This window comes from Congzhengia sp. (assembly GCF_037235575.1).
GTDB classification, from domain to species: domain Bacteria; phylum Bacillota; class Clostridia; order UBA1381; family UBA9506; genus Congzhengia; species Congzhengia minquanensis.
The window spans coordinates 1-22746 of record NZ_JAXUNN010000006.1; the positions used below are offsets into that span (position 1 = coordinate 1).

The following is a 22746-nucleotide window of genomic DNA, read 5'->3' on the forward strand; positions in this document are numbered from 1 at the left end:
GGCCGGCGGATACGTCTGTCTGCACAACGGGGGAAAGCTGCACCTGGGCAAAAAAGTCCAGCGTGTTGCTTTCAGGATAGAAACACAAAACATTTGCATAGTGGTTTTCCATAGGCTTTTCATAGCCATAGTCCCCGCCGGGGCACACCGGCCCGGTTGCGGCAAAATTGCCGTTTACCCACAAACGGAATTTTGTGTCCCCGCTTACCGTAATACTGGCTTTTATCACGCGCTTTTGAAAGGTATATGTTCGGAAAAAATCCGCCACTGCGTATGAATAGCCGTCTTTATCACAAAATTGTGTGCAGAAAGTCGTTTGAATTTCCGGGTAATCTTGTTGATTGAGCCAAATCCATTTTGCCATATTTTCCCCTCCCTGATGGAGAATATTCTACCATAATTTGTGTAGAAAAGTCAATGAGAACAAATGTTTGATTTTTTGGAAGAAATGTGCTATACTGAAAAAAAGAGGTGATTGCCATGCCAAAAGAGAACAAAGAACAGCTTGTTTATGAATACATCCGCACCCAAATTGAGCAGATGGGCTATCCGCCCTCCATTCGAGAAATTTGTGCCGCGGTGGGGCTGTCTTCGCCGTCTACGGTGCACGGATATATCAAACGGCTGGCGGAAAAGGGCCTGATTTTGCAAAACGGCTCTAAAAAGCGCGCCATCAGCCTGCCGGAACGCAAGGAAACAGGCGGGGTGCTGTCTGTGCCCGTTGTGGGCACGGTGGCGGCGGGCACGCCTATTTTGGCCACCCAGAACATAACGGATGTGTTCCCCGTGCCGGAAGCGTTATTTAGCGGCGGCGAGCTGTTTATGCTAAAGGTGAAAGGAGACAGCATGATAAACGCCGGTATTTTAGACGGCGATTTTGTCATTGTAAAACGGCAGGCAACCGCAGAAAACGGGCAGATGGTGGTGGCGCTGCTTGCCGACAGCGCCACGGTGAAAACCTTTTACCGGGAAAACGGGCATATCCGCCTCCAGCCGGAGAACGACGCGCTGTCACCCATCATTACAAACGACGCCGTTATTTTGGGCGTTGTTTCCGGTGTTTTCAGAAAATATTAAGGGGGCGTTTTAAAATGGAACTTTCAATCAAACAACTGTCAGAGGAAATCAGCGCCGAGGCGATTATGCTTCGCCGCAGGCTGCACCAAATGGCGGAGCTTTCGTTTTGCGAAGAAAAAACCGCGGCGTTTATAAAAAAATATTTGGAGAACTTAGGGCTATCGGTAAAATCCGGCATAGCGGGAACGGGCGTTACCGGCTTTTTAAACGCGGGCAAAAAAAACACGCTGCTGATTCGGGCAGACATGGACGCGCTTCCCCTTGACGAACCCCATGATTTTGACTATAAGTCGGCAACCCCCGGCGTTATGCACGCCTGCGGGCACGATGCACATATGGCGGTGGCGCTGTGCAGTGCAAAACTTTTAGCGCAGCTGAAAGAGGAGCTTTCTGTTAACGTTTTGTTTGTGTTCCAGCCCGGGGAGGAAACCGAGGGCGGCGCAGAACCCATGATAAAGACGGGAATTTTAGAAGAATACCACGTGACAAACGCGGTGGGGCTTCATGTGATGAACGACGTGGAGACCGGAAAAATTCTGCTGAAAAAGGGAGCGTTAATGGCCTCGCCGGACGATTTTGATTTATATATCCACGGCCGGGGCGGCCACGGGGCATATCCCCATGAGTGCATTGACCCCATTGCGCTGTCGGCGCGGATCATTGCAGCGTTCGACATGATTGGCGCGCGTTTTATTTCGCCCTTTGCACAAAAGGTGATTTCCGTCTGTGCAATCAACGGCGGCACCTTTTACAATATCATTCCCGACACGGTGCACATGCGTGGCACGGTACGGTCGTATGAGGAGACTGTCCGCAGAAAGGTACCGGAGCTGATGGAAAAAGCTGTGGACGGAATTTGCAATATTGCCGGCGCAAGCTATGATTTTCAATATAACTTCCGTTATCCGCCTTTAATCAACAATGATGCGGCGGCAGACCGATTCGAGCAGGCCGTCACCGGTGTTCTTGGAAAAGACAGTGTGGTGCATGGCAGCGAGCCCTCCATGGCGGGGGACGACTTTTCTTATTTTGCACAAGCTGTGCCCTCGGTTTATTTTTACCTGGGCTCGGGAAACAAAAAAAGAGGCATTACAATGCCTCTTCACAGCTCAAACTTTGATATTGATGAAGATTGTTTAAAAACCGGCGTCGCAGCCATGACGGCCTATGCTGTCAGCGTGGGCTGAAGCGGTTTAACACGGCTCCGGCAACAGAAAACAGCAAAAAGGCGGCCATGTGCACCATAACCACGCTGGCGCCTGTTGGCGCCGCGTAAAAGTAAGACGCCAAAATTCCGATAAAAAAGCATATGACGGAGAGAATGACAGAGCACACCGTAACCCCTGCAAAGGATTTGAACACCCGCATGGCGGAAAGGGCGGGAAAAATCACCAAAGCGGAAATGAGCAAAGCGCCCATCATGCGCATGCCCAGCACAATGGTCACCGCGGTTAGGGCGGCAATCACCGTGTTATAGAGGGACGTTTTTTTGCCCGTTGCCTTTGCAAAGGTTTCATCAAAGGTAACGGCAAAAATTTTGTTGTAGAAAAATAAGTAAAGCACCAGCACGGCAAGGCTTAAACAAATGCTCAGCACTACGTCGCCGGTGCTCATGGCTAAAATGCTTCCGAACATATAATTTAATAAATCGGTATTGGCGCCGCGGCTAAGTGAAATAATCAGCACGCCGGCGGCCAGTGCACCGGTGGAGATGAACGCGATTGCGGCATCTCCTTTTATTTTGCCGGATTCGCTTAAGCGCAGCAATAAAATTGCTGCGGCCACCACAATGGGAATGGCAAGCGTAAGCGGCGCAACCCCGGCCACCTGCGCGCAGGCCAAAGCGCCAAACCCCACATGGGAGAGTCCGTCGCCAATCATGGAATAGCGCTTTAAAACCAGGCTCACGCCAAGCAGCGCCGCGCAGAGAGAAACCAGTGTGCCCACAATCAGAGCGCGGGTAATAAACGGGTATTGAAACAGTTCCATCAGTTGTTCAAGCATTGCTATCTTGCCTCCGAATATATATTTGCATAGCCGCTGTTTACATAATCCTGTTTTGTGCCGAAAAAACAGTGGCTGTTCCCGCGGGTAATGTGCAGCACCCGCTCACTGACGGACAGCGCCCCCGCAGTGTCGTGAGAAACCATGATAATTCCCATGCCGTCTTCTGATTTCAGCTTCGTTATTAGCGCATACATCTCCCGGGCCGCGGCGGGATCAAGACCAGATGCGGGCTCGTCCAAAATTAAAAGCCTTTGTGCGCAGCACAGAGCACGGGCCAAAAGCACGCGCTGCTGCTGTCCGCCGGAAAGCTCTGAAAAGCTCCTTTTTTTCAAGTCTGCCGCTTCCATTTTATTCAGGTTCCGAATTGCAACATCTTTTTCCCGGCGGGAATAAAAGGGTTTAGCGCCGCGCATGTTCAAACAGCCCGACAGCACCACCTCAAACACAGAAGCGGGAAAGTCCCGCTTAACCTCCGCCTGCTGGGGCAAATACCCCACCTGAGAAAGGGTAAACCCTTCGGTTTTAATCACCCCTGCGTCTGGCTTTTTAAGCCCCAGCAGACATTTTAAAAGGGTGGACTTGCCGGCGCCGTTTTCGCCCAAAATGCTTAAACACGCGCCGCTCTCCGCAAAAAAGGACAGGTCGGACAACACCTGATTCGCGCCGTAAGACACGCTTAAATTGTCGCAGGTTAAAATGCGCATTACGAAAGCGCCTCCTTCAACACATCTACGTTGTTTTTCATCAGGGACACATAGGTTTCTCCCCGGTCGAACTCGTCTTTTGTCACGCCGTGACAGGAGTGAAACAGTGCTTTTTTCGCTCCTGTTGCCTCACAAATGGCGTCTGCAATTTTCTGGTTGGAAAGCTCAACGTGCAGCACAACAGGAATGTTTTCTTCGCTTACTTTATCAATCAAAAATTTCAAGGTGGCGGCATCAGGCTCGGTTTCGCCGGAGCAGCCCGGAAACGCCGCAAAGTACGTCAGGCCATAGCGGTCCGCAAAATAGCGAAAGGGGAACCGGTCGCCGAAAACCAGCGTTTTCCGTACGCCGTGTTCCACCGCCGCGGCGAAACTTTCGTCAAGCTCTTCAAGCTGGGCATGATAGCGGTTTAAATTCTCTGTGTAAGCCTGTTCGTGGGCTTTGTCCGCGGCAATCAGCTTTTCTGTCAGTTTCCTGCAAATTTCCATGGCGTTTACAGGCGACGTCCACACATGCTCGTCATATTCATAAAATCCGCTGTGGTCTTCGTCTGCGTGTTCTTCGTGATTGTGGTTCATTCCCTCGGTAAGTTCTTCGGGAACGGTTTCCACGCAGTCCATCATGAAAAGTGTTTTCCCCTCGTCAAGCTGGGAGGAGGAAATCAGTTTTTTTGCCCATTGGTCAGATTCGCCGCCGCCCATGATAAAAATGTCTGCCTGCTGAATTTTAATAATATCTTGGGGCGTTGGTTCAAAGGTGTGGCTCTCTTGGCCGGGAGAGAGCAGCATGGTAACGTCTGCCAATTCGCCGGCAAGCTGCCGCGCAAAGTCAAAGGGCGGAAAGTTTGTGGCGACAATTTTTAGTTTTTTATCCCCGCCGCCGGAAGGGGGTTCCGCCGGGCCGCACCCAAACAGGGAGAGAACCGCAGAAAATATCAGTGCCAGGGCCATTAATTTTTTATATGGTTGTTTCATGTTTTTATCTCCTTTTTGTTTGCGCAGTTGGCGCAGGTGCCATATATAATGGTCTTTAAATGGTCAATGGAAAAGCCGTGGTGGCTGGTCATGTGCGCCTCAAACTCCTTCACCAGTCCGCAGTTTAAATGAATCAGCTCTCCGCAGCCGGTACATTTTAAGTGAAAATGCTCATGGCAGTGCTCGCTTTGGTTGGCAAACTGATAAACCACCGCTTTCACGTCTTTTCCGCTGAATCGGCGGATTTCACCGTCCTCCGTCAGCTTTTTTATCAAGCGGTAAACGGTGCTTTCCCCAATTTTTGCCTGCTGCTTCACGCTGTTTGAAACTTCTTTGGCGGAAAACTGCCGGTCTGGATTTGCCGCAAAAAAGTCATAAATCAATTGTTTTTGTTTCGTGTTGTAGCTGTTTCTGTCGTTCATTGTATCCTCCTGAATTTGAGAATTACTCTCATATTATACCCCGGTTTTGAAAAAAAGTCAAGGAATAGAACAAAAAAGTTGCGCTATTGCTTATATTTTTATAAAAAGTAAAAATAAAAAAATTTTACTTGACAAACCGATTATTTTATAGTATAATATTTTTGTCGCTGAGACGACGGACAAAATTGGGCGCTTAGCTCAGCTGGGAGAGCATCTGCCTTACAAGCAGAGGGTCACAGGTTCGAGCCCTGTAGCGCCCACCAATTTGTCTTTATGGCTCGGTAGTTCAGTTGGTTAGAATGCCAGCCTGTCACGCTGGAGGTCGTGGGTTCGAACCCCATCCGAGTCGCCAACCCATGCCTCTGTAGCTCAGTCGGTAGAGCAAGGGACTGAAAATCCCTGTGTCGGTGGTTCGATTCCGCCCGGAGGCACCACCGTGTTATTTTTTAGATGTTATTGTGCGGGAGTGGCTCAGTGGTAGAGCGTCACCTTGCCAAGGTGAACGTCGCGAGTTCGAATCTCGTCTTCCGCTCCATTTCGGAACAAGCAAAGCTTGTTCCGATTTTTTTATCCGAAATTAGACATAAAAAAAGACCGGTAACGGTCTTTTTTTCTATTAATAACATTTCGCTTCCAATGCATTAATTTTCTCCCTGTCGCCAATAACGACAATGGCGTCCTCCTCGGTAAAACGGTAGTCTGAAGTCAGCTCCGTCATTACTCCGGCAGGATTCTCCACCGCAATGATGTTTAAGCCAAACTTTTTTCTCACATCAACAGAACCGATTGTTTCGCCGATAAATGCCTCTGGAATACAGAGAGTGGAAATGTCGACCTTTTCGCTCAGCTCGATATAATTAATCATTTTAGAGGTTTCAAGCCGCCTTGCAAGACGCACAGCCATATCGTGCTCGGGGAAAACCACCTCGGCGCCCAGCTTTTTTAAAATTTCGCCGTGTTCTTCGCTGTTGGCTTTTGCGATTACGCGTTGAATTCCCAGGGCGTTTAAATAGAGCACAGTTAAAATGCAAACGTCCATTTTTTCTCCAATACACACCACCACCGTGTCGCAGTTTTGAATGCCGGTGTCGGAAAGGGATTCTTTGTCCAGCGTCTTAACTACAAAGGCATTTTCCGTATATTCTCTGAGCTGACGGATTTTATCTTCGTCTGCGTCAATTACCAAAAGTTCGTGTCCGCTGGCTGCCAGCGCAAGGGACAGGGCTTTTCCAAACCGTCCCAGCCCAATAACGCCATAGGAGTGGCTTTGTTCTGCTTTTCTCATAAAATTCATGGTTTTCCTCCAATAAAATTCAATATTAACCAATTGCAATGTTGCCTTCCGGATAACGCACCTGCTGTTCATCAGCAAAATACCACACAGAAGCAATTGTCAGCGGCCCTAAGCGCCCGATGAACATAATCAACACAGAGAGCAGTTTGCTGGGAACCGAAAGACCCGGCGTAATTCCTGTGGAAAGCCCCACCGTGCCAAAGGCGCTGGTGACTTCAAACAAAATGTCCATCAAATTGAGCTGCGGCTCAAACACCGACATTAAATATGTACCAAGACAAACAGTTCCTGCGGCCAAAATGGTAATGACTGTGGCCTTTTTCAAGCTGTCCGACGGAACACTGTAGTGAAAAGCCGCGCTGCTTTTGTTGGTGGCAGCAGACTTTACTCCCTGCATCAGAACAAACAGCGTGCTGGTTTTTATGCCGCCGCCGGTTGAACCGGGGGAAGCGCCGATAAACATTAAAACCGTCAGCACAATCAGCCCCGCGTTGGAAAACTTGCCCAGCGGAAAGGTGGAAAACCCGGCCGTTCTTGCGGAAACACTGTTAAAAAAAGCGCCGAGCCAGGTAATGTTTTCGGTGAGCTTTATTAAAATTGTGCCGGCAGCGATTAAAAACAGACTGACGGTAATAACGACTTTCGCGTGCATATGCAGCTTTTTAAAACGAAATTTGCAGTCCCAAATGTCTTTGATGACCAAAAAGCCAATGCCGCCAAATATAATCAGTCCGCAGGTTACAAGGTTTAACAAAATGTTGTCCTGATAAGGAATGAGATTTTGAAGACCGCCTAAAATGTCGAAGCCGGAGTTGTTAAACGCCGCCACGGCGTGAAACACGCTGATGCCCAGCGCTTGCCATGCCGGATAATCCTGAACGAATACAACAAAACTGAGCACTGCTCCCAAAAGCTCGAACACAAAGGTAGTGAGCAAAACGCCCTTTATAAACCGAATCATGCCTTTCCCGGAATCTAAATTCATGGCCTCCTTAATCAGGCGGCGGCCTTTTAGGTTTATTTTTTTGCCGATGGCCAGAATAATGCCGGCGCCAACGACCGTGACGCCCAAACCGCCTATCTGAATTAAAAGCGCCACAACAGTCCGGCCAAACACGGTGAAGGTGTCGGCGGTGTCCACCGCAATGAGTCCGGTTACGCAAACCGCGCTGGTTGACGTATAAAGCGCGTCCATATAGTTTAAATCAACCCCCTCGTTTACGCTGATGGGCAGCATGAGCAAAGCAGAGCCCAGCAGGATAATGAGTGCAAACCCCAATGAAAAAATACGTGCAGGGGATTGATTTTTAAGCACTTGAAACATAGTTAAACCTCCAATTGGCGAATGAACTTATTTTAGCACCCCTGAAAGCGCCTTGCAATATGCAGATTCGATTTTTAACGCAGTATTAACAATAACCTACAACAAAATAAAAAATAAACAGAACAATTAACAGTTTCTTTACATTTTTTTTGAAAATTTAGCAGCCAAATGATTTGCCAAAACACACAGAGTGTGATACAATCTGCTTGTGACTTTTTAAAACAAAAAAGTTAGGAGAACGAAATGACAACGGATATCTTTCATTATTTTGACTATCTTGCGGGCAACCCGCTTGCCGCGGTAACGGCGGTTTTAACTCTGGGCGTGATTTTGGTCAACGGCTGGACAGACGCGCCCAACGCCATTGCAACCTGCGTTTCCACACGCTCCATTAAGCCCAGGGCAGCCATTGTCATGGCAGCGGTGTTTAATTTTCTGGGCGTGCTCGTAATGACGGTGATTAACGCAAAGGTCGCCTCTACCATTTATAATATGGTAGATTTCGGAACAAATACCATTGACGCGGCAACAGCCCTTTGCGCCGCGCTGTTTGCAATTGTGGTTTGGGCAACGGCAGCTTGGGTGTTTGGCATTCCCACCAGCGAAAGCCATGCGCTGATTGCCGGACTTTCTGGGGCGGCAATTGCAATTCACGGCAACTTTTCCGGCATTAACGGGCACGAGTGGATTAAGGTAATTTACGGGCTGGTGCTATCCACCGGGCTGGGGTTTGTGTTTGGGTTTGTCACGGTTCGGATTGTTGAAAAGCTGTGCGCCGGCTGCGACCGGGTAAAAACCAACAGGGCTTTTCGGGCAGCCCAGAATTGCGGCGGCGCGTTTATGGCATTTATGCACGGCGCCCAGGACGGGCAGAAGTTCATGGGCGTGTTTTTGCTGGGCTCTGCGTTAAGCGCAGGGCAGGGTGGCGTAAATGAGTTCGAAATTCCCATCTGGCTCATGGTAATGTGCTCGCTCATTATGGCGCTGGGAACCTCCATGGGCGGATACCGAATTATTAAATCCGTGGGAATGGACATGGTGAAGCTGCAGACCTATCAGGGCTTTGCGGCAGACACCGGTGCAGCCCTGTGTTTGCTCACTGCGTCTTTAACAGGAATTCCAGTCAGCACGACCCACACGAAAACTTCCTCCATTATGGGCGTGGGCTTCTCAAAGCGCGCATCTGCAGTGAATTGGAAAATCGTAAAGGAAATGGTGCTCACATGGGTTTTGACGTTTCCGGGGTGCGGAATTCTGGCGTTTTTCATGGTGAAATTATTTATACGAATTTTTTAATACAGATTTGATTTGCAGAGGAGAGCAAAATTATGGCCAAAAAAAAGTTTGACTATTTTCATTATTTTAAACAGATTTCTGAAATTATTTGCGAGGCGGCGGAATTTTTACATCGCGTTCTGCGGGATTTTGACGGCAATGCCTTGCAGAAGAGCATTGACTACATGCACGAAATAGAGCACAGGGCCGACTGCGCCAAGCATGAGATGACACAGCTTCTTGCTCACGAATTTATAACCCCCATTGAGCGGGAAGACATTGTGGCCCTAGCCCAGGAGCTGGACAACGTGGTGGATAAGCTGGAGGACGTTTTGCTGCGCATTTACATGTTCGGCGTGAAAGCCATTCGAGAGGAAGCTGTTGCTTTTTCAGGCGTTATTGTTAAGTGCTCCGGGGAATTAGACAAAGTTATGGCGGAATTTAAAAATTTTAAAAACTCCGCTACAATCCGCGACGGCATTGTTGCTGTGAATCATTATGAAAGCGACGGCGACGCTCTTTTGGTGGAGAATATCCGAATGCTGTCTGCGTCCGCGGTTCCCGACCGGGAATTTTATATATGGACAGATATATATGAGCATTTAGAGGAATGTCTCGACGCCTGTGAAGACGTGGCGGATATTATTGAAAGCGTAATTATGAAAAATACATAAAAAAGGAATAAATGAAAAGCTTTTCTATTATAATGATATAAATTTTGTGCAGCCGATTCGGGGGCGCTTATGAATATCAGAACATTTAAAAGCTTTTTTTTACCAATTTTTGTGATTTTGTCTGCAGCCGTCCTCTTTTTTTGTTCGCAGGGTGTCTGAAACAGAGACATTTTTAAGCGACACTTACGACATCACCGAATATAAAGGTATCGTAACGGGGAATGAAAACACACGTCTTACGTCTACGCTTTCCAACTTAACGGACGAGCAGATTGAAATCGACAACGTGGTTTACGACACACCAGGATATGTATATGCCACATCCTTAGGCCGTTCCGTTACATATTATTTAAGGAAGACGGCTGACAGTGACTTTGAAATTGCTTTTGTGGAAGAAAACACAAAAGTAAATAACCTCACTAAAGTTGACAGCAAAGATCTGGTTCCGGACAAAACAACGTCGAACCGCATCTATTACACAGATGAAAATGACAGAGAACGCCATATCAGTCTTGCGAACAACATAGACGTAATTTATAACGGCAAATGTTACAGCGGATATGGAAAAATTGAAAACGTGCTTCCTGAAGAAGGTTACATTGAAGCGCTGGACAACACCGGCGACAATACGGCCGAAATCCTTTTTGTTTACGCTTACAAAGACATTGTGGTAAATTCGATTGATACCTATGATGAAACCTTTACGGCAATGTATACAAACGAAAAGTTTGCATATGACTTCCAGGAGGATAAGGTACAGTTCTATCTGATGCCGGAAAACAAGAGAATTGGCCTTTCCAGCTTGAAACAGTGGGACGTTGCAACCATTATGGAAAGCAAAGGCTCTCCGAAATTGATTACGGTTTATGTTTCCAGGCAGACCGTAACCGGAATGGTTGACGAGGTATCCACCGATTTGGGTTATTTAATCGGCGGCGAATATTATAAAACATCAAACGACTACCAGGGCGGCGAAATCAAAGCCGGAATGAGTGCGGTGTTCTATTTAAACATCAACGGCAAGATTGTTGCTTCAGACCGCGGCGGCGTTACAGGAACACAAAACTATGCAGTTGTTGCCGGCTTGGATTATAACGAACAATCTGTCGTATCAGAGATTCAATTAAAACTGTTCACACAGGATGGTACCTTTATTACAGCACCGCTGAAGAGCACCGTGAATATTGACGGCAACAGATACACAACATCTGGAAGCGGGTTTGAAAACATATTGAAAGTGCTTTCAAACGGCTCGAAGAACAGCGAGGGAAATTATTATATTCATTCCGCTTATGTGGTGAGATACACCATTTCAGACGGAAAAATCAGCTATCTGGATACCGGCAAGACAGGTGAAGAAGGAAAACTCCGTGAGTTTGCAGCCGGAACCAGCTTTTTGTTAAGAGACAATGGTATCATGAGACTTACAACAAATGATGCCGGAACAAAATATGCAAGATATGTTCCGAACGAAGCATATATCTTCTTAACGCCTGGCGAAGGAAAATTGGACGAAACGGAGAATTATAAAGTTCAAAGAAATTTAAAAGCGAATTATTATTACAGACAGAGCGGCAATTATACGCAGGTTATTGAAGATTATGTTGTGTATGATTTGAATTCAAGTGATATCAATGTGGCCGATGTTGTCCTGCTTCGCGGATGCAGCGTTTCAGAAGGCATTAGCAGTAACACGTCTAAATTCAATGTGGTAACAAAGATTACAAATGCAGTTGATGCCGAAGGTAACGCAACCAAGAAAATTTACATGAATGAATCGGAATCAGTGATTGTATCTGATAAGGTTGAATACAGAAAAGGCAATGATGCAAAGTACACAGAAATCAAACCCGATGAAATTTCAGGTATCATTAAACCTGGTTATGTTATCCAGTATGGTACAGATGAAAACGGTTATATTGACGCCATTGACATTATGACAGAGTATAACGCCGAAACGGGAGCGATCACGCCGTTATTTAGCAGCAGCCCCATTGGTGACGGAACAGATGGTTACAATAAAGTTATGGGTGTGGTTTCTAATAACGCAACGGATAAAAACCTGATAACATTTATTGACGGAAGCGGTACGGAGAATATGGTCTACACCGACTCACCCAGTGTTGTAATCTACAGACCTAAAACAGAAAAAGCAACAACAGGCGACATTAATTCTATTACTGTCGGTGACACCATTGTGGTACGTCTTCAAAAATATGTAAATGCAGCAGAAATTATTGTATTTAAACAGTAGGCTTAAAGCTGCGGAAGGAGGAAAACATGACAATGAAAAAGTTTCTATCGGTTATTTTATCTGCGCTTTTCATGTTTGTTTCCATGCTCTCTGTTTCAGCCGCACAAGCAACGGCGGAAATTGGCATCAGCCTGGACCTGTTCAAGGTTGATGTAACGGTTACGGCAGATGCTGCTGCAACCGGCGAGGTCACGGCACAAATAACAGATACAAAGGAAAGCACCGGCGCTAAGGTGCTGGGAGGTATGGACCAGACCCATGAATATACCCTCACAGACGATGGGAAATATCAATATCAGTTCCATTTTAAAATGCAGCCTACTCATGAAACGGGTACTTATTGGGTTCATGTAGGCGGTGGTGTTGAAAATATCATTAAAGAGTTTCTGTTCATTAACGTTTTCGACAAAATTGATTTTTATAACAAGCTTGATCAGGCAGTAAAGGAAAACGACGGGATTTATAATCTCATTACGGGCGAGGACAGCAAGCTGACATATGACCTTACCGAATATAAGGCGCTGTCTAAAGAAGTTCGCCTCTTAGTGGATGAAAAAATTGAGGCGATTGACCTTGCGGCCACAGAAGCAAATATTGAAGAAATAGAAACCCGTTTTACACAAGAAATGGACACAGAAATGCTGCTTGCCAAAATTGCTGATGCAAACGCGGTTAATTGGGACGCAACGGTGAAAACAGCCATTGAAAAGAAGTTATTAGACGGAACATATTATGATAAATTAACTTCTGCTGTTGTAATGACCTATTTTAAGAGCGAAGGCAAACCAACCTTGGAGCAGGAGGAACTTTCTCTTGCCTTTGATAAGGCTTGTATGCTTGCTGTAGAAGAGGAGCTCGACTACATTTCACTTAAGGATGCATTTGACTATTACCTGGAAAAAGACATTATCAGCATCAATGAGTCCAATTACAAAGAAATTTTTGATAAAAAATTAGAAAACGACCTGTTTAAAAGTCTTAAAAACAAAGAAAGCAAATCAATCAGCGCATTGGAAAAGGATGCTGACGACATTATGAAAGACTTGCTTGACGGTTATGAAGAAGATGACGGCAATACCGGCGGCGGAGGCAGCGGTGGCGGTAGCAGCGGTTCCCGTCCCTCCGGTTCGGGTTCTAAGAACAACAATCCCGGTTCCGGCGTTGTTGTTGATGGAGATGCGAACAACACCAATACGAACGACAAACCGTCTTATAACACAAACTTCTCTGATTTAGACTCTGCTCAGTGGGCAGAATCCAGCGTGAAGTACCTGGCTGGGAAAGGTGTGGTATCCGGCAGGGGAGACGGCAAGTTCTATCCCAACGATGTTATGACAAGAGAAGAATTTGTAAAACTGATTGTTTTAGCATTCGATGTTTATGATGCCGGCACAGAATGCGAATTTACAGATGTGAGCGCAGATGGCTGGAGTTACCGCTACATTGCTTCTGCAGCAAGACTTGGCCTTGTCACGGGCAATGAAAATAATGAATTCAATCCTTCCGGCAGCATTACCAGAGAGGATATGGCGGTTATCATGCACCGCGTATATAGCTTATCCGGCTTAAACAGCCAGGCTCAAGCGCTTGACTTTTCAGATGCAGACAGCATCTCTGGCTATGCCAAAGAAGCAGTGGGCGTTTTAACAGGCGCACAGATTATCAATGGTATGGGAGACGGCACCTTTGCGCCTAAGAACGCTGTTACACGTGCGCAGGCCTCAAAGGTCGTTTATGAACTCCTCATGTTAATCGGAGGTGGAAATTAATGAAAAAGAAGTTACTGAGCGCACTTTTAGCGGCAGCCATGGTAGTGACGGCAATTCCGTCGGCAATGGCTGCAAAAAAAGACCCAACAGCATCCGGCGGCGAACAGGTCAACATATACCCCTGGGGTACATTTGATTCCGCAGAAGAAGTTGCAAAAACAACAAAAACCGGAAACGCCACAATTTCTTTTCAAGATGGAGGCGCCGGGGGCAGCAAGGGCTGCGCAAAGGTTGAAGTAAAGGGAACCTACGGCGGTATTAGAATCCCTGCTCCCTTTGTTGTGGGCGAAACCTATGATATTTCGTTCGATTTAAAGGCAGACAAGGCAGCTGCAATGAACCTGATTTTTCAGTTCAGCGATGGCGGCTGGTATTACATCACCCGCAGCGGACAGTTTAATACAAGTTGGAGCAAATTTAAAATTACATGGACCAACGCAGGTATCAACACACAAAATGTACAGACGTCGGGGGCGGGACAGTTTGAAATCCGTTACGGCGACGGCACACAGCTGGAAACCTATTATATTGACAACTTTACCTGTGTGCCCCACGGCGATGTTCCGGCGGACTACAGCAGCGTAATGGGCGGCAGTTCAAACAAACCCACACAGCCCAGCAAGCCAGTTGTGCAGGAGCCGGTTTCTGTGACACAAGTGAACTTTGAAGACATGCAGAACCACTGGGCAAAAGACACGGTAAACACATTGGCAACCTATGGTTATATTGAAGGAATCGGCAACAACCAGTATGCGCCGAATTCCGACCTGACAAGAGCGCAGTTTGTAAAAATGATTACAGACACATATCATCTTACCGCCCCGAAATATGACGGCGCGTTCTCCGACGTTAAGGGGGATGAGTGGTTTGCATCCAGTGTGACCATTGCTAACAAGCTCGGCCTTTTGGATACGGCACTGACCGTTGGCGGCACCTTTAAGCCCGACCAGGCAATCACCAGGGAAGAAGCGGCGTCTATTGCCGCAAAGGCCGCAGTTTCAAAAGAAGCGGAGAAAACAGCAGAGGTTTCGGGCTTCACAGACGATGCAGACATTACTGTTTGGGCGAAAACGGCAGTAAAAGATGCGGCGGAATATGGCCTCATTAAAGGCTATGACGATGGTTCCTATAAGCCGAAAAACCACATTACAAGAGCAGAAGCAGCACAGATTTTAATGAGAGTTGCAGAATTTTCTACCAAATTTAATGTATATGTTGACGCAGACAGCGGCAACGACAATAACGACGGAACGGCAGAAGCTCCGCTGAAAACAGTTTATGCCGCCCGCGACATGATTCGTAAAATTACCGATACCATGTCAAACGACATTAAGGTTTTTATCCGCGGTGAACATTATTTGGATAGAACCTTTGAACTGACGGCAGAAGATTCCGGTAACAACGGTTACAGCATTATTTACACCTCTTGGGGTGACGAAAAGCCGGTTCTGTCTATGGGGCAGAAATATAAAGGCTTTGAACTCCACGATGCAAGCAAAAATATTTATAAAGTATATGTAGGAAAAGGAACAGTAACAAGACAGGCATACTTTAACAACGTTAAGGGCATTCGCGCCAGAAGCGTTGCCGGCCTTACCAATCCGGAATACATTGACAAAACATATTATACCTCGGAAGACACAGAATTTTTAGACTTTGCGTATCCAGATGAGCTGGAATTTGTGTTCCATGTAAGCTGGTGTAACCCCCGCGCAATTATGGAAAGCATCACCGACATGGGCAACGGAAAAGTGAAATTTACACCGGTTCAGGACGAGTGGAAATATGTTCAGGTCAGGGTTAACACAAAACTTGGCCAGGATCAGCAGTTCCCGTCTTATGTTGAAAACGCATATGAGCTCTTAGACCAAGAGGGCGAGTGGTACATGAACAGTCACGACGGTTATATGTACTATATTCCCAAAGCAAACGAAGACATTAAAAATGTAGAACTGACCGTTCCCCAGGGCGAAGTTCTGCTGAAAGCAACAGGGAAATCTGCAAAAGAGCCTGTTCACAACATTAAATTCAACAACATTGAGTTTGCAGACACAACCTGGCTCCGCCCGACACAGGTCGGCGGTCACGCAGACGCGCAGAACAACCACATTCGTGAGAACGGCGACAAAATGCCCGGAACGGCAATGTTGGTTGAAAACGGCCAGTATATTGACTTTACAAACAATAAGTTTACCAGAATGGGCATTACCGGCCTCCAGCTGTTAAAGTCCATCAAGCATTGTAACGTAATTGGCAACGAGTTCTTTGATATTGCAGGAACGGCAGTATCCCTGGGCGGAATTAACGATGGGGCAAACCCCTCTACGCCGGAAGAATTCAATGAATACAACAAGGTGAACAGCAACTATGTTCATAATGTGGCAACGGAATATATGTCTGCTGCGGCAATTTCCGCGGCTTGGCCGAGATATACGGAGCTGAACCACAACGAAATCGTAAGCGTTCCTTACTCTGGCTATCACATTGGTTACGGCTGGGCAACTTACGCTGACACCGGCACAGCAATGTATGATTTAGAGGTTGGCTACAACTATATTCACGAGGTTAACAACGACAGAGTTTATGACGGCGCACCAATTTATACCCTTGGCGCTTCGTCTTTAGAATCGAAGAACTTAAACAACCGCATGGTGGGCAACTACATTGAAAACCCCAGAAACCCATATGGCGCGTTGTATCCGGATGAAGGTTCCACCTATTGGCACCTTTACGACAACGTAACCGACATGAGCGACATCGATCAATGGGAGTTTAACTTTGTTGAATCCCCCTGGGGCAAAGACCAGTATACCTGGCTGCACATTCACACAGGCAGCATTCAGCACAACACGGTTGAAAACAACTATGCAACAACCGACAAGTACAGAGAAAACGGAACAGATAATATTGTAAGAGACAACATCACCGTTCCGGATGCCGAATGGCCGGAAGAAGCACAGGAAATCATCAATAACGCCGGAATTGAGCCGGAATATGCAGATAACTTCCCCGACGGTCCGCAGTCGTTCGTTGCAAAGAAAAGGGCATATACGCTGGGCAAGGGCGAAACTGCCAAACTCGACGTGAAGGTTACCGGCCGTCATCAGAAAGAATATCCGCTTTCTGATTTCTACACAAAATTTTATTCCAGCGACCCGTCTGTTCTTACAGTGGACGATGAAGGCAACATGAAAGTAGTTGGTTCGGGCGTTGTTTGGGTTATGGGTGTAGCAGAGGTTGACGGCAGACTCCAGACCAAACAGTTCCAGGTATTTGCAGGCGATGACTTTGATTCCATCGGTATAAATGTCAATGCGCTGAACATGATTAAGGACTATACAACTACCGTATCGGTAACAGGAAAAACTACCTTCGGTAAAGACGTTACCATACCGAGCGAAAGCATCACAATGACCTCGGCGGACGAATCGGTTGCAACCGTTGCTGCGGGAGGCAAAGTAACCGCTGTCGGTACAGGTGAAACCACAGTTCACGTTAAGGTTACTTATGGCGAAAAAACGTTGGAAAAGGATATTCCTGTAAAGGTAATTACCTATACGCAGGAAGATTCCTTAGAACTTCCCTATGAAAAAGCTCCGTCAAACTTCTTTACCACCGCAGGGTGGAGAGGCACCGGCACTGTTTCGGGCGGCAGTATTAAGATTTCGGGCAGTCCGTCGTTCTACACCGGAAGCAAAATTGATAATAAGCTGATTGCATTTGATATGCAAATCAACAATCCGAACTCATGGCCTTCTCTTACATTCTGTGCGCAGGATTCGATGGGAAGCTATAAGACAGATTCAACCTATATGATTGGTTTTAAAGCGGATCATATTGAGCTTCAGCGGTTTAATAAGGGCGAACGTACCATGATATTCGGCAACGACCCGGCATTTACTCCAGTGGGTGGTCCCGGCATTCCGAATCCGGAAGATGATCCGGTATATGAATACGGCAAAACCTGCAGCGTTATTGTCGGCGCGCTTGATACCGAAGAAGGAACCAGAGTTGTTCTTACAATTAATGGTGAAAACATGTTCGACTTCCTCGATACGGACGAAAATGCGCTTCCTGCAAGCGGTTACTTCGGCATTTACAACCCGGGTGACTTCACATTCTCGCCTTACAGCGGTAAAACAAATTAATTTTGTAAAGAACAGGAGGATGCATAAGATATGAAAAAGTATATATCACTCGCGTTGGTCCTCGGAATGTTGCTCACAGTTGTGGGCATCATTCCGGCTGAGGCCAAAGCATATGAGGCTTATCCCTATATCTACTCGGATTTTGAAGACCCTTCATCTTTGAGTGATCTGAAATCGACTCAAAATGATATGGAGTGGGTTGAAGGCGGCGCCGGCGGTTCAGCAGGGGCGTTGCATATTACCCAGAAGGCAGCAGGCACGGATGGCAAAGGTGCTATGTCGGACCATTATTTTTTCGTTCCTGACGCACATTTTATGGTAAACGGCAAGTTTAAAATGTCTGCATGGGTAAAGCTGGATACAGCAAAAACAAAGCTGGCAAAAACAAATTTTGGATTTGCTTTCTGGGGACCGGCATACGACAAAAGTGGTCAGAAAAATCCTACTCGCTGGATGACCGGCTGGACGGTTGACAATGAAAAGTTTAACAGCGGCGAATGGGTTTATGTGGAAAAAATTATTGACTGGGACGGCGCAATGAACAGCGGTTGGACTTTGGATCTTGATGCGCAGGGGGAGTTTAAGTTCAGCCCCCGTTTGGGAGACGTAGGCGCTAATGTTTTCGGAAACGCTGTGGCGAAGGATACTCCCACGCAGGAACTTTCCTGGTATCTGGATGACTTTATTATTGAACCGGTTTTAGACCCCTACGAAGCAGGTTCAGAGCCGGAAGAACCTGAAGTTCCGGAAGAACCGGAGGAAAAAGACCCCAATGTTTTAGTTGATGTGGACTTTTCTAAGCAATTAAGTGACTATGGTGGTGTTGTCTCAGTTCCTGCCGGATTTGGCACGTGGAACGAGGGTGCAGGCAGCGATGGCAAGCCTGGCTACGCAAGCATCAAAAAGCCGAACTCTGAGGGTAATAGCTATGTACAAATACAAACCGGCAGTTTGCCTATTCGGTATAACAAACTGTATAAAATTTCGTTTGATGCAAAAGCGGATGATGATGCAACCGTTGGCAGCTATATGAAAGCCGTTGCAGACAGGGCTTCAACCATAGATCCCTACGATCCGTATTACAAATACCAGTTTATTAAAACACCTGTTAAACTGACAAAAGACTGGCAGCATCATGAGGTTTATATGACCCGTCAGGTAAAAGCGTTTGTAGAAAAGGATACTGCCTTTATCTTCCGTTGCTGCAATGACGCATTTAAAGACCTTGGTGCTACGGATAATGGCAGACAGGCTGCAAGCTTTTCCATTGACAACATCAGAATTGAAAGCTTTGACGCACCGGCAAACGGTGATTTTGAATGGTTGAAGGGAGATATTCCTACAACAGATGAAGATCGTGATCCGAATAATGACAGCAAAAAATATGGCACGTTTTACAGCTGGTTCCAGAGTGGTGCTACAGTAGAAGCCTCTTCTGACGTTCCGGCAGAATCTGTCGGAACAAGAAGCGCAAAAATTACGGTAAATGAAGCAAATGGCGGCGTAAACCAGGGTGTGTACATTGCAAACAACACAGAAAATGAAATTTCGTTCTGGGCAAAAGGTGAAGGCGCATCTGTTGGCAAAAATATTCAGGTGAAGCTCGACCGTGCGGTTGAAACAAAAGATACAACAGACTTGTATGACGTTCCTGATACAGAGCTTTTGGGCACAGACCTGAAGCTTACAGATACGTGGACGAAATATACCATTCCTTACAGCCCGAAGTTCACCACTACCGGCACAGATTCGACCTTAGGTCCAAGACAGCCGTTTATGTCCTTTGTAGTTGACGGAGGTGCTTCCGGTTTAACCTATTATTTAGACGATGTTGCTATTAATAAAAAAGCTGCAGCAGAACCTGAGCCCGATCCTGAGCCAACAGGTTATACACTTCCTTATGCAACAGACCTGTCCCTCGAGTCAACAAATGTTGTGGGCGGAACAGCCACATTCCGGTATGAATTCCAGACAGAATTAGAAAATGTGTTTGAAGGGAACTCTGTTGTTCGCGTTATGAAGGAATTGGCTGACGGAACAAGCGTAACTTTAGCACAGCTTTCTGCTGCAACAAATGTTTATGAGTATCTCATTCCCGAAACGGCAATCGGTGGCACATTACGGTTTGAAATTATGCCGTTCACAGATGGCGGCGTTGCAGGCGCAGTATATAAAATCAGCGCAGACGATATGGTAAAAACAGCATTTACCATTACGCCGACACTGGGCGAGTTTGATGCGGCAAGCGGCTCTATCACAGGTTCACTTTTTGTTGAAAACAACAAGGCAGACGATTCTGATATGAATATGTTCCTGGCCATCGTTTTATATGATGAGGATGATGGTATTATCCGCTTCGATTCAAAACCGATTTCCGTTACAAAAGGAAACAGCGATACAATCACATTGTCTGTTACAACGGCAGACGATCCGGAGCTGAAACCAATCGTAAAGGCAAAAGCTTTTGTTTGGGGCGGTACCGGCATATTCGACACGGATATGGTGTCTTACGCAGATGTAATTGAGGTAACAAAATAAAGAATTTTCCAATAAAAGACCCGCGCTTAAGCGCGGGTCTTTTTTTATGTATTGCAAAGGGAGCTTCCTTTTGTTATAATAAATATAATAAAAGGGATCGATGGTGAATGGATATGAAGAAGTCCTTAAAGAGAATCAATGTGTTTTTAATATTTTCCCTGCTAATTTCCACCGTCACAGTGTTTTATTTTTTCTACAATGCAGACCAGAACAAAACCGGACTTGTGGAGGATGTCACTGCAGACTTCAGCGAGGGATGGCAGGTGACGGAGCGGCAAACAAACAAAATCACCGTCCGGCGCGTGTTGCCGCAGACCTTGCAGGAGAGCGGTGTGTTCAGTTTAAAGGCCAATAGCATGGCGGTGCAGGTGCGTGTGGGCGGCCGTGTGATAAAAGAGCATGGTGATATAAACAAAACCGGCTTTGAACTTCCCTTTGGGAACGTTCTTCTGTTTGCGCCGCTGGCACCGGAGGACGCGGGCAGTGAACTTGAAATCACCTTTGCTGCGAGGGAGCCAATTAACGAAACACAGCTGTTTTTTGATATGTACATAGGGCCAAAGGCTGGTGTGTCGGCATTGCTGCTTCGAGAAAACCTGTCCGTTTCGCTTTACAGTATATCCTGTGTGATTTTATGCGTTTTGTTTGTTGCGTTCTCCTGTGCTCTGTTGGCCAGAACGGGAAACAGAGGTTACCGCAGCTTTCTTTATTTTAGCCTGTTTGTGCTGCTGTCGGGCATTTGGATGGAAACGGACACCGATATTTTGCAATGGATAACGGGAAGGACAACGGCCATATTTTTTGCGTCTTATTTGTCCTTTATGCTGCTGCCGCCGATGATATTTTTGTTTTTGGGCGAAATGAAGCTTCACTGCACAAAGGTATTGCATATCCTTTGCTGGATTCACTTGGCAAATCTTTTAATCTGCTTGCTTCTGCACTTATGCAAGGTTGTTCCGCTGACACATATGATTGTGGAAATTCATGCGCTGATGCTTGTTTCTATTGTTGTAATGACAGTCACGCTGGCGCGGGAGCGTTGGCTGTATCGAAGCAGAGAGTCAATGGTGAGCTTTGCTGGAATGGGCATTTTGGGGCTGTCTGTGGTTATATCGGTAATTCAGTATTACCTGTCGGAGGGCAACGGCAGCAACTCTGCCATTTTCCGGTTTGGACTGTTCCTGTTTGTTCTGTTGTTCAGCGCGGAAACGTTTCAGCAAATGGCATATATTTTGCGGGAAAATGAAAAGGCGGAACGGTATCGGCAATATGCTTATCTCGACGCGCTTACGGGCCTTTTTAACCGGCGTTCCTTTGAGGAGGAGCTAAAGCGTCTGCAGGAAGCTGCTGAAGAGTCGTTTACTATCTTGATGTTCGACATTAACGGGCTGAAAGAAGCCAACGACCATTTCGGCCACAGCGAGGGCGATCTTTTAATTATTAACGGTGCAAAATGCATTCAGGAGGCGTTTGTAAACATTGGCTTATGTTTCCCGCATTGGCGGAGACGAATTTGCTGTGGTTGCAGCAGGGAAAACGAAAAACATCATTGACGCCGCGCTGTCAGTTTTCCGCAGCCAGGCGGAGGCATATAACGGTGAGGAGCACCGGGTTCCGCTGAAAGTTGCCTGCGGTGTGGCGTGTAAAAATCCGGGGGATACAATCCAGCCGGAGCAGGTGTTTCATAATGCAGACGCGGCGATGTACCGCGACAAAGCGGGAAGCAGGAGGTAAGACCCCATGTCAATGCAGCGGATTTTGGTAATCGGCGGAAGCGGAGCGGGAAAATCAACGCTTTCCGTGGAACTGGCTAAAAAATTAAATCTTCCGCTGGTGCATTTGGATAGGCTTTTCTGGCGCGCCGGCTGGCAGCATGTGTCACGAGAAGAATTTGACAACCGACTTTTAAAGGAACTGATGCAGCCAGCATGGATTATTGACGGTGAATATAGCAGAACACTGAAAACAAGGCTTTCTTACTGCGACACTGTAATCTTTCTGGACTATTCTCGCTTCGTCTGTTTGATGGGAGTGCTGAAAAGAATCCTTACGGGATACGGCAAAACCCGGCCCGACATGGGCGAGGGATGCCCGGAACGGTTCGACTGGGAGTTTTTAAAATACGTTTGGAATTTTAACAAAAACAACAGACAAAAAACGTATCACCTGCTGGAAACAGAAAAAAATAAAAACATCATCATTTTGAAAAGCAGAAGAGAGGCGGCGCGCCTTTTGCAGACATTTTAAAAAAAAAATTACATAAAAACTGCCTTACAGACTACTGTA

At 46.6% G+C, this 22746-nt stretch carries 18 protein-coding genes and 4 tRNA genes; 15 read left to right on the plus strand and 7 right to left on the minus strand.

The window, feature by feature from the left end; all coding sequences use genetic code 11:
* Positions 1-364, minus strand: a 364-nt coding sequence (locus tag WIG73_RS00370) for a hypothetical protein (protein WP_337398786.1), incomplete at its 3' end; no start/stop codon positions are given.
* Between the two features lie 116 nt (positions 365-480).
* On the opposite strand from WIG73_RS00370, the gene lexA reads away from it, so the two are divergent.
* Both lexA and WIG73_RS00380 read left to right on the plus strand, forming a co-directional pair.
* Complete coding sequence (gene lexA, locus WIG73_RS00375; RefSeq protein ID WP_177678322.1) at positions 481-1077, plus strand: transcriptional repressor LexA; 597 nt, start codon at positions 481-483, stop codon at positions 1075-1077.
* A gap of 14 nt (positions 1078-1091) precedes the next feature.
* Positions 1092-2264, plus strand: a complete 1173-nt coding sequence (locus WIG73_RS00380) for an amidohydrolase (RefSeq protein ID WP_337398789.1) — start codon at positions 1092-1094, stop codon at positions 2262-2264.
* On the opposite strand, the gene WIG73_RS00385 is transcribed toward WIG73_RS00380, so the two are convergent.
* Genes WIG73_RS00385 through WIG73_RS00400 form a run of 4 tightly spaced genes read right to left on the minus strand, consistent with a single transcriptional unit; the run spans position 2251 to position 5184 of the window.
* Positions 2251-3081 (minus strand): metal ABC transporter permease, encoded by an 831-nt coding sequence (locus WIG73_RS00385; RefSeq protein WP_337398791.1) that lies wholly within the window; start codon positions 3079-3081, stop codon positions 2251-2253. The genes WIG73_RS00380 and WIG73_RS00385 overlap by 14 nt on opposite strands.
* Before the next feature lie 2 nt (positions 3082-3083).
* Positions 3084-3788 (minus strand): ATP-binding cassette domain-containing protein, encoded by a 705-nt coding sequence (locus WIG73_RS00390; RefSeq protein ID WP_337398793.1) that lies wholly within the window; start codon positions 3786-3788, stop codon positions 3084-3086.
* The gene (locus WIG73_RS00395; protein ID WP_337398795.1) at positions 3788-4762 is read right to left on the minus strand and encodes a metal ABC transporter substrate-binding protein; all 975 of its coding nucleotides are present in this window, start codon (positions 4760-4762) and stop codon (positions 3788-3790) included. Before WIG73_RS00395 ends, WIG73_RS00390 begins: the two co-directional genes overlap by 1 nt.
* Positions 4759-5184 (minus strand): transcriptional repressor, encoded by a 426-nt coding sequence (locus WIG73_RS00400; protein WP_337398797.1) that lies wholly within the window; start codon positions 5182-5184, stop codon positions 4759-4761. Before WIG73_RS00400 ends, WIG73_RS00395 begins: the two co-directional genes overlap by 4 nt.
* Positions 5185-5371: 187 nt before the next feature.
* On the opposite strand from WIG73_RS00400, the gene WIG73_RS00405 reads away from it, so the two are divergent.
* The 4 genes from WIG73_RS00405 to WIG73_RS00420 all read left to right on the plus strand — a co-directional run bounded on the left by WIG73_RS00405 (position 5372) and on the right by WIG73_RS00420 (position 5719).
* Positions 5372-5447 (plus strand) — tRNA-Val (locus WIG73_RS00405).
* 12 nt (positions 5448-5459) lie between these two features.
* Positions 5460-5536, plus strand: a tRNA-Asp gene (locus tag WIG73_RS00410).
* Positions 5537-5542: 6 nt separating this feature from the next.
* A tRNA-Phe gene (locus WIG73_RS00415) sits at positions 5543-5618 on the plus strand.
* Positions 5619-5644: 26 nt separating this feature from the next.
* Positions 5645-5719, plus strand: a tRNA-Gly gene (locus WIG73_RS00420).
* A gap of 81 nt (positions 5720-5800) precedes the next feature.
* Here the strand turns inward: WIG73_RS00420 and WIG73_RS00425 are convergent.
* Complete coding sequence (locus WIG73_RS00425) at positions 5801-6478, minus strand: TrkA family potassium uptake protein (RefSeq protein ID WP_337398799.1); 678 nt, start codon at positions 6476-6478, stop codon at positions 5801-5803.
* A gap of 25 nt (positions 6479-6503) precedes the next feature.
* A complete protein-coding gene (locus WIG73_RS00430) occupies positions 6504-7802 on the minus strand; it encodes a potassium transporter TrkG (RefSeq protein WP_337398801.1) in 1299 nt (432 codons plus the stop codon).
* A 243-nt stretch (positions 7803-8045) separates the two neighbouring features.
* Here WIG73_RS00430 and WIG73_RS00435 point away from each other — a divergent pair, with 243 nt between their 5' ends.
* The 9 genes from WIG73_RS00435 to WIG73_RS00475 all read left to right on the plus strand — a co-directional run bounded on the left by WIG73_RS00435 (position 8046) and on the right by WIG73_RS00475 (position 22707).
* Positions 8046-9098, plus strand: coding sequence for an inorganic phosphate transporter (locus tag WIG73_RS00435; RefSeq protein WP_177678198.1), 1053 nt, complete (start codon positions 8046-8048; stop codon positions 9096-9098).
* Between the two features lie 32 nt (positions 9099-9130).
* Positions 9131-9751: a DUF47 family protein gene (locus tag WIG73_RS00440; RefSeq protein ID WP_337398802.1), complete on the plus strand. Its 621-nt coding sequence runs from the start codon at positions 9131-9133 to the stop codon at positions 9749-9751.
* A gap of 151 nt (positions 9752-9902) precedes the next feature.
* Positions 9903-12005 (plus strand): hypothetical protein, encoded by a 2103-nt coding sequence (locus WIG73_RS00445; protein WP_337398804.1) that lies wholly within the window; start codon positions 9903-9905, stop codon positions 12003-12005.
* A gap of 32 nt (positions 12006-12037) precedes the next feature.
* Complete coding sequence (locus WIG73_RS00450) at positions 12038-13774, plus strand: S-layer homology domain-containing protein (RefSeq protein WP_337398805.1); 1737 nt, start codon at positions 12038-12040, stop codon at positions 13772-13774.
* Positions 13774-17922 (plus strand): S-layer homology domain-containing protein, encoded by a 4149-nt coding sequence (locus tag WIG73_RS00455; protein WP_337398806.1) that lies wholly within the window; start codon positions 13774-13776, stop codon positions 17920-17922. Before WIG73_RS00450 ends, WIG73_RS00455 begins: the two co-directional genes overlap by 1 nt.
* 30 nt (positions 17923-17952) lie before the next feature.
* The gene (locus WIG73_RS00460; protein ID WP_337398808.1) at positions 17953-20460 is read left to right on the plus strand and encodes a hypothetical protein; all 2508 of its coding nucleotides are present in this window, start codon (positions 17953-17955) and stop codon (positions 20458-20460) included.
* A 107-nt stretch (positions 20461-20567) separates the two neighbouring features.
* A complete protein-coding gene (locus WIG73_RS00465) occupies positions 20568-22013 on the plus strand; it encodes a GGDEF domain-containing protein (protein WP_337398810.1) in 1446 nt (481 codons plus the stop codon).
* Positions 21979-22194 carry a GGDEF domain-containing protein gene (locus WIG73_RS00470; RefSeq protein WP_337398812.1) on the plus strand — a complete coding sequence of 72 codons (216 nt, stop codon included), beginning with the start codon at positions 21979-21981 and terminating at the stop codon, positions 22192-22194. Before WIG73_RS00465 ends, WIG73_RS00470 begins: the two co-directional genes overlap by 35 nt.
* Before the next feature lie 6 nt (positions 22195-22200).
* Positions 22201-22707, plus strand: a complete 507-nt coding sequence (locus tag WIG73_RS00475; RefSeq protein ID WP_249311263.1) for a topology modulation protein — start codon at positions 22201-22203, stop codon at positions 22705-22707.
* Positions 22708-22746: the final 39 nt, after the last annotated feature.

Coding starts and splice junctions, on each gene's coding strand:
- lexA (WP_177678322.1), top strand. CDS start 481: ATGCCAAAAGAGAACAAAGAACAGCTTGTTTATGAATACATCCGCACC.
- WIG73_RS00380 (WP_337398789.1), top strand. CDS start 1,092: ATGGAACTTTCAATCAAACAACTGTCAGAGGAAATCAGCGCCGAGGCG.
- WIG73_RS00385 (WP_337398791.1), bottom strand. CDS start 3,081: ATGCTTGAACAACTGATGGAACTGTTTCAATACCCGTTTATTACCCGC.
- WIG73_RS00390 (WP_337398793.1), bottom strand. CDS start 3,788: ATGCGCATTTTAACCTGCGACAATTTAAGCGTGTCTTACGGCGCGAAT.
- WIG73_RS00395 (WP_337398795.1), bottom strand. CDS start 4,762: ATGAAACAACCATATAAAAAATTAATGGCCCTGGCACTGATATTTTCT.
- WIG73_RS00400 (WP_337398797.1), bottom strand. CDS start 5,184: ATGAACGACAGAAACAGCTACAACACGAAACAAAAACAATTGATTTAT.
- WIG73_RS00425 (WP_337398799.1), bottom strand. CDS start 6,478: ATGAATTTTATGAGAAAAGCAGAACAAAGCCACTCCTATGGCGTTATT.
- WIG73_RS00430 (WP_337398801.1), bottom strand. CDS start 7,802: ATGTTTCAAGTGCTTAAAAATCAATCCCCTGCACGTATTTTTTCATTG.
- WIG73_RS00435 (WP_177678198.1), top strand. CDS start 8,046: ATGACAACGGATATCTTTCATTATTTTGACTATCTTGCGGGCAACCCG.
- WIG73_RS00440 (WP_337398802.1), top strand. CDS start 9,131: ATGGCCAAAAAAAAGTTTGACTATTTTCATTATTTTAAACAGATTTCT.
- WIG73_RS00450 (WP_337398805.1), top strand. CDS start 12,038: ATGAAAAAGTTTCTATCGGTTATTTTATCTGCGCTTTTCATGTTTGTT.
- WIG73_RS00455 (WP_337398806.1), top strand. CDS start 13,774: ATGAAAAAGAAGTTACTGAGCGCACTTTTAGCGGCAGCCATGGTAGTG.
- WIG73_RS00460 (WP_337398808.1), top strand. CDS start 17,953: ATGAAAAAGTATATATCACTCGCGTTGGTCCTCGGAATGTTGCTCACA.
- WIG73_RS00465 (WP_337398810.1), top strand. CDS start 20,568: ATGGATATGAAGAAGTCCTTAAAGAGAATCAATGTGTTTTTAATATTT.
- WIG73_RS00475 (WP_249311263.1), top strand. CDS start 22,201: ATGTCAATGCAGCGGATTTTGGTAATCGGCGGAAGCGGAGCGGGAAAA.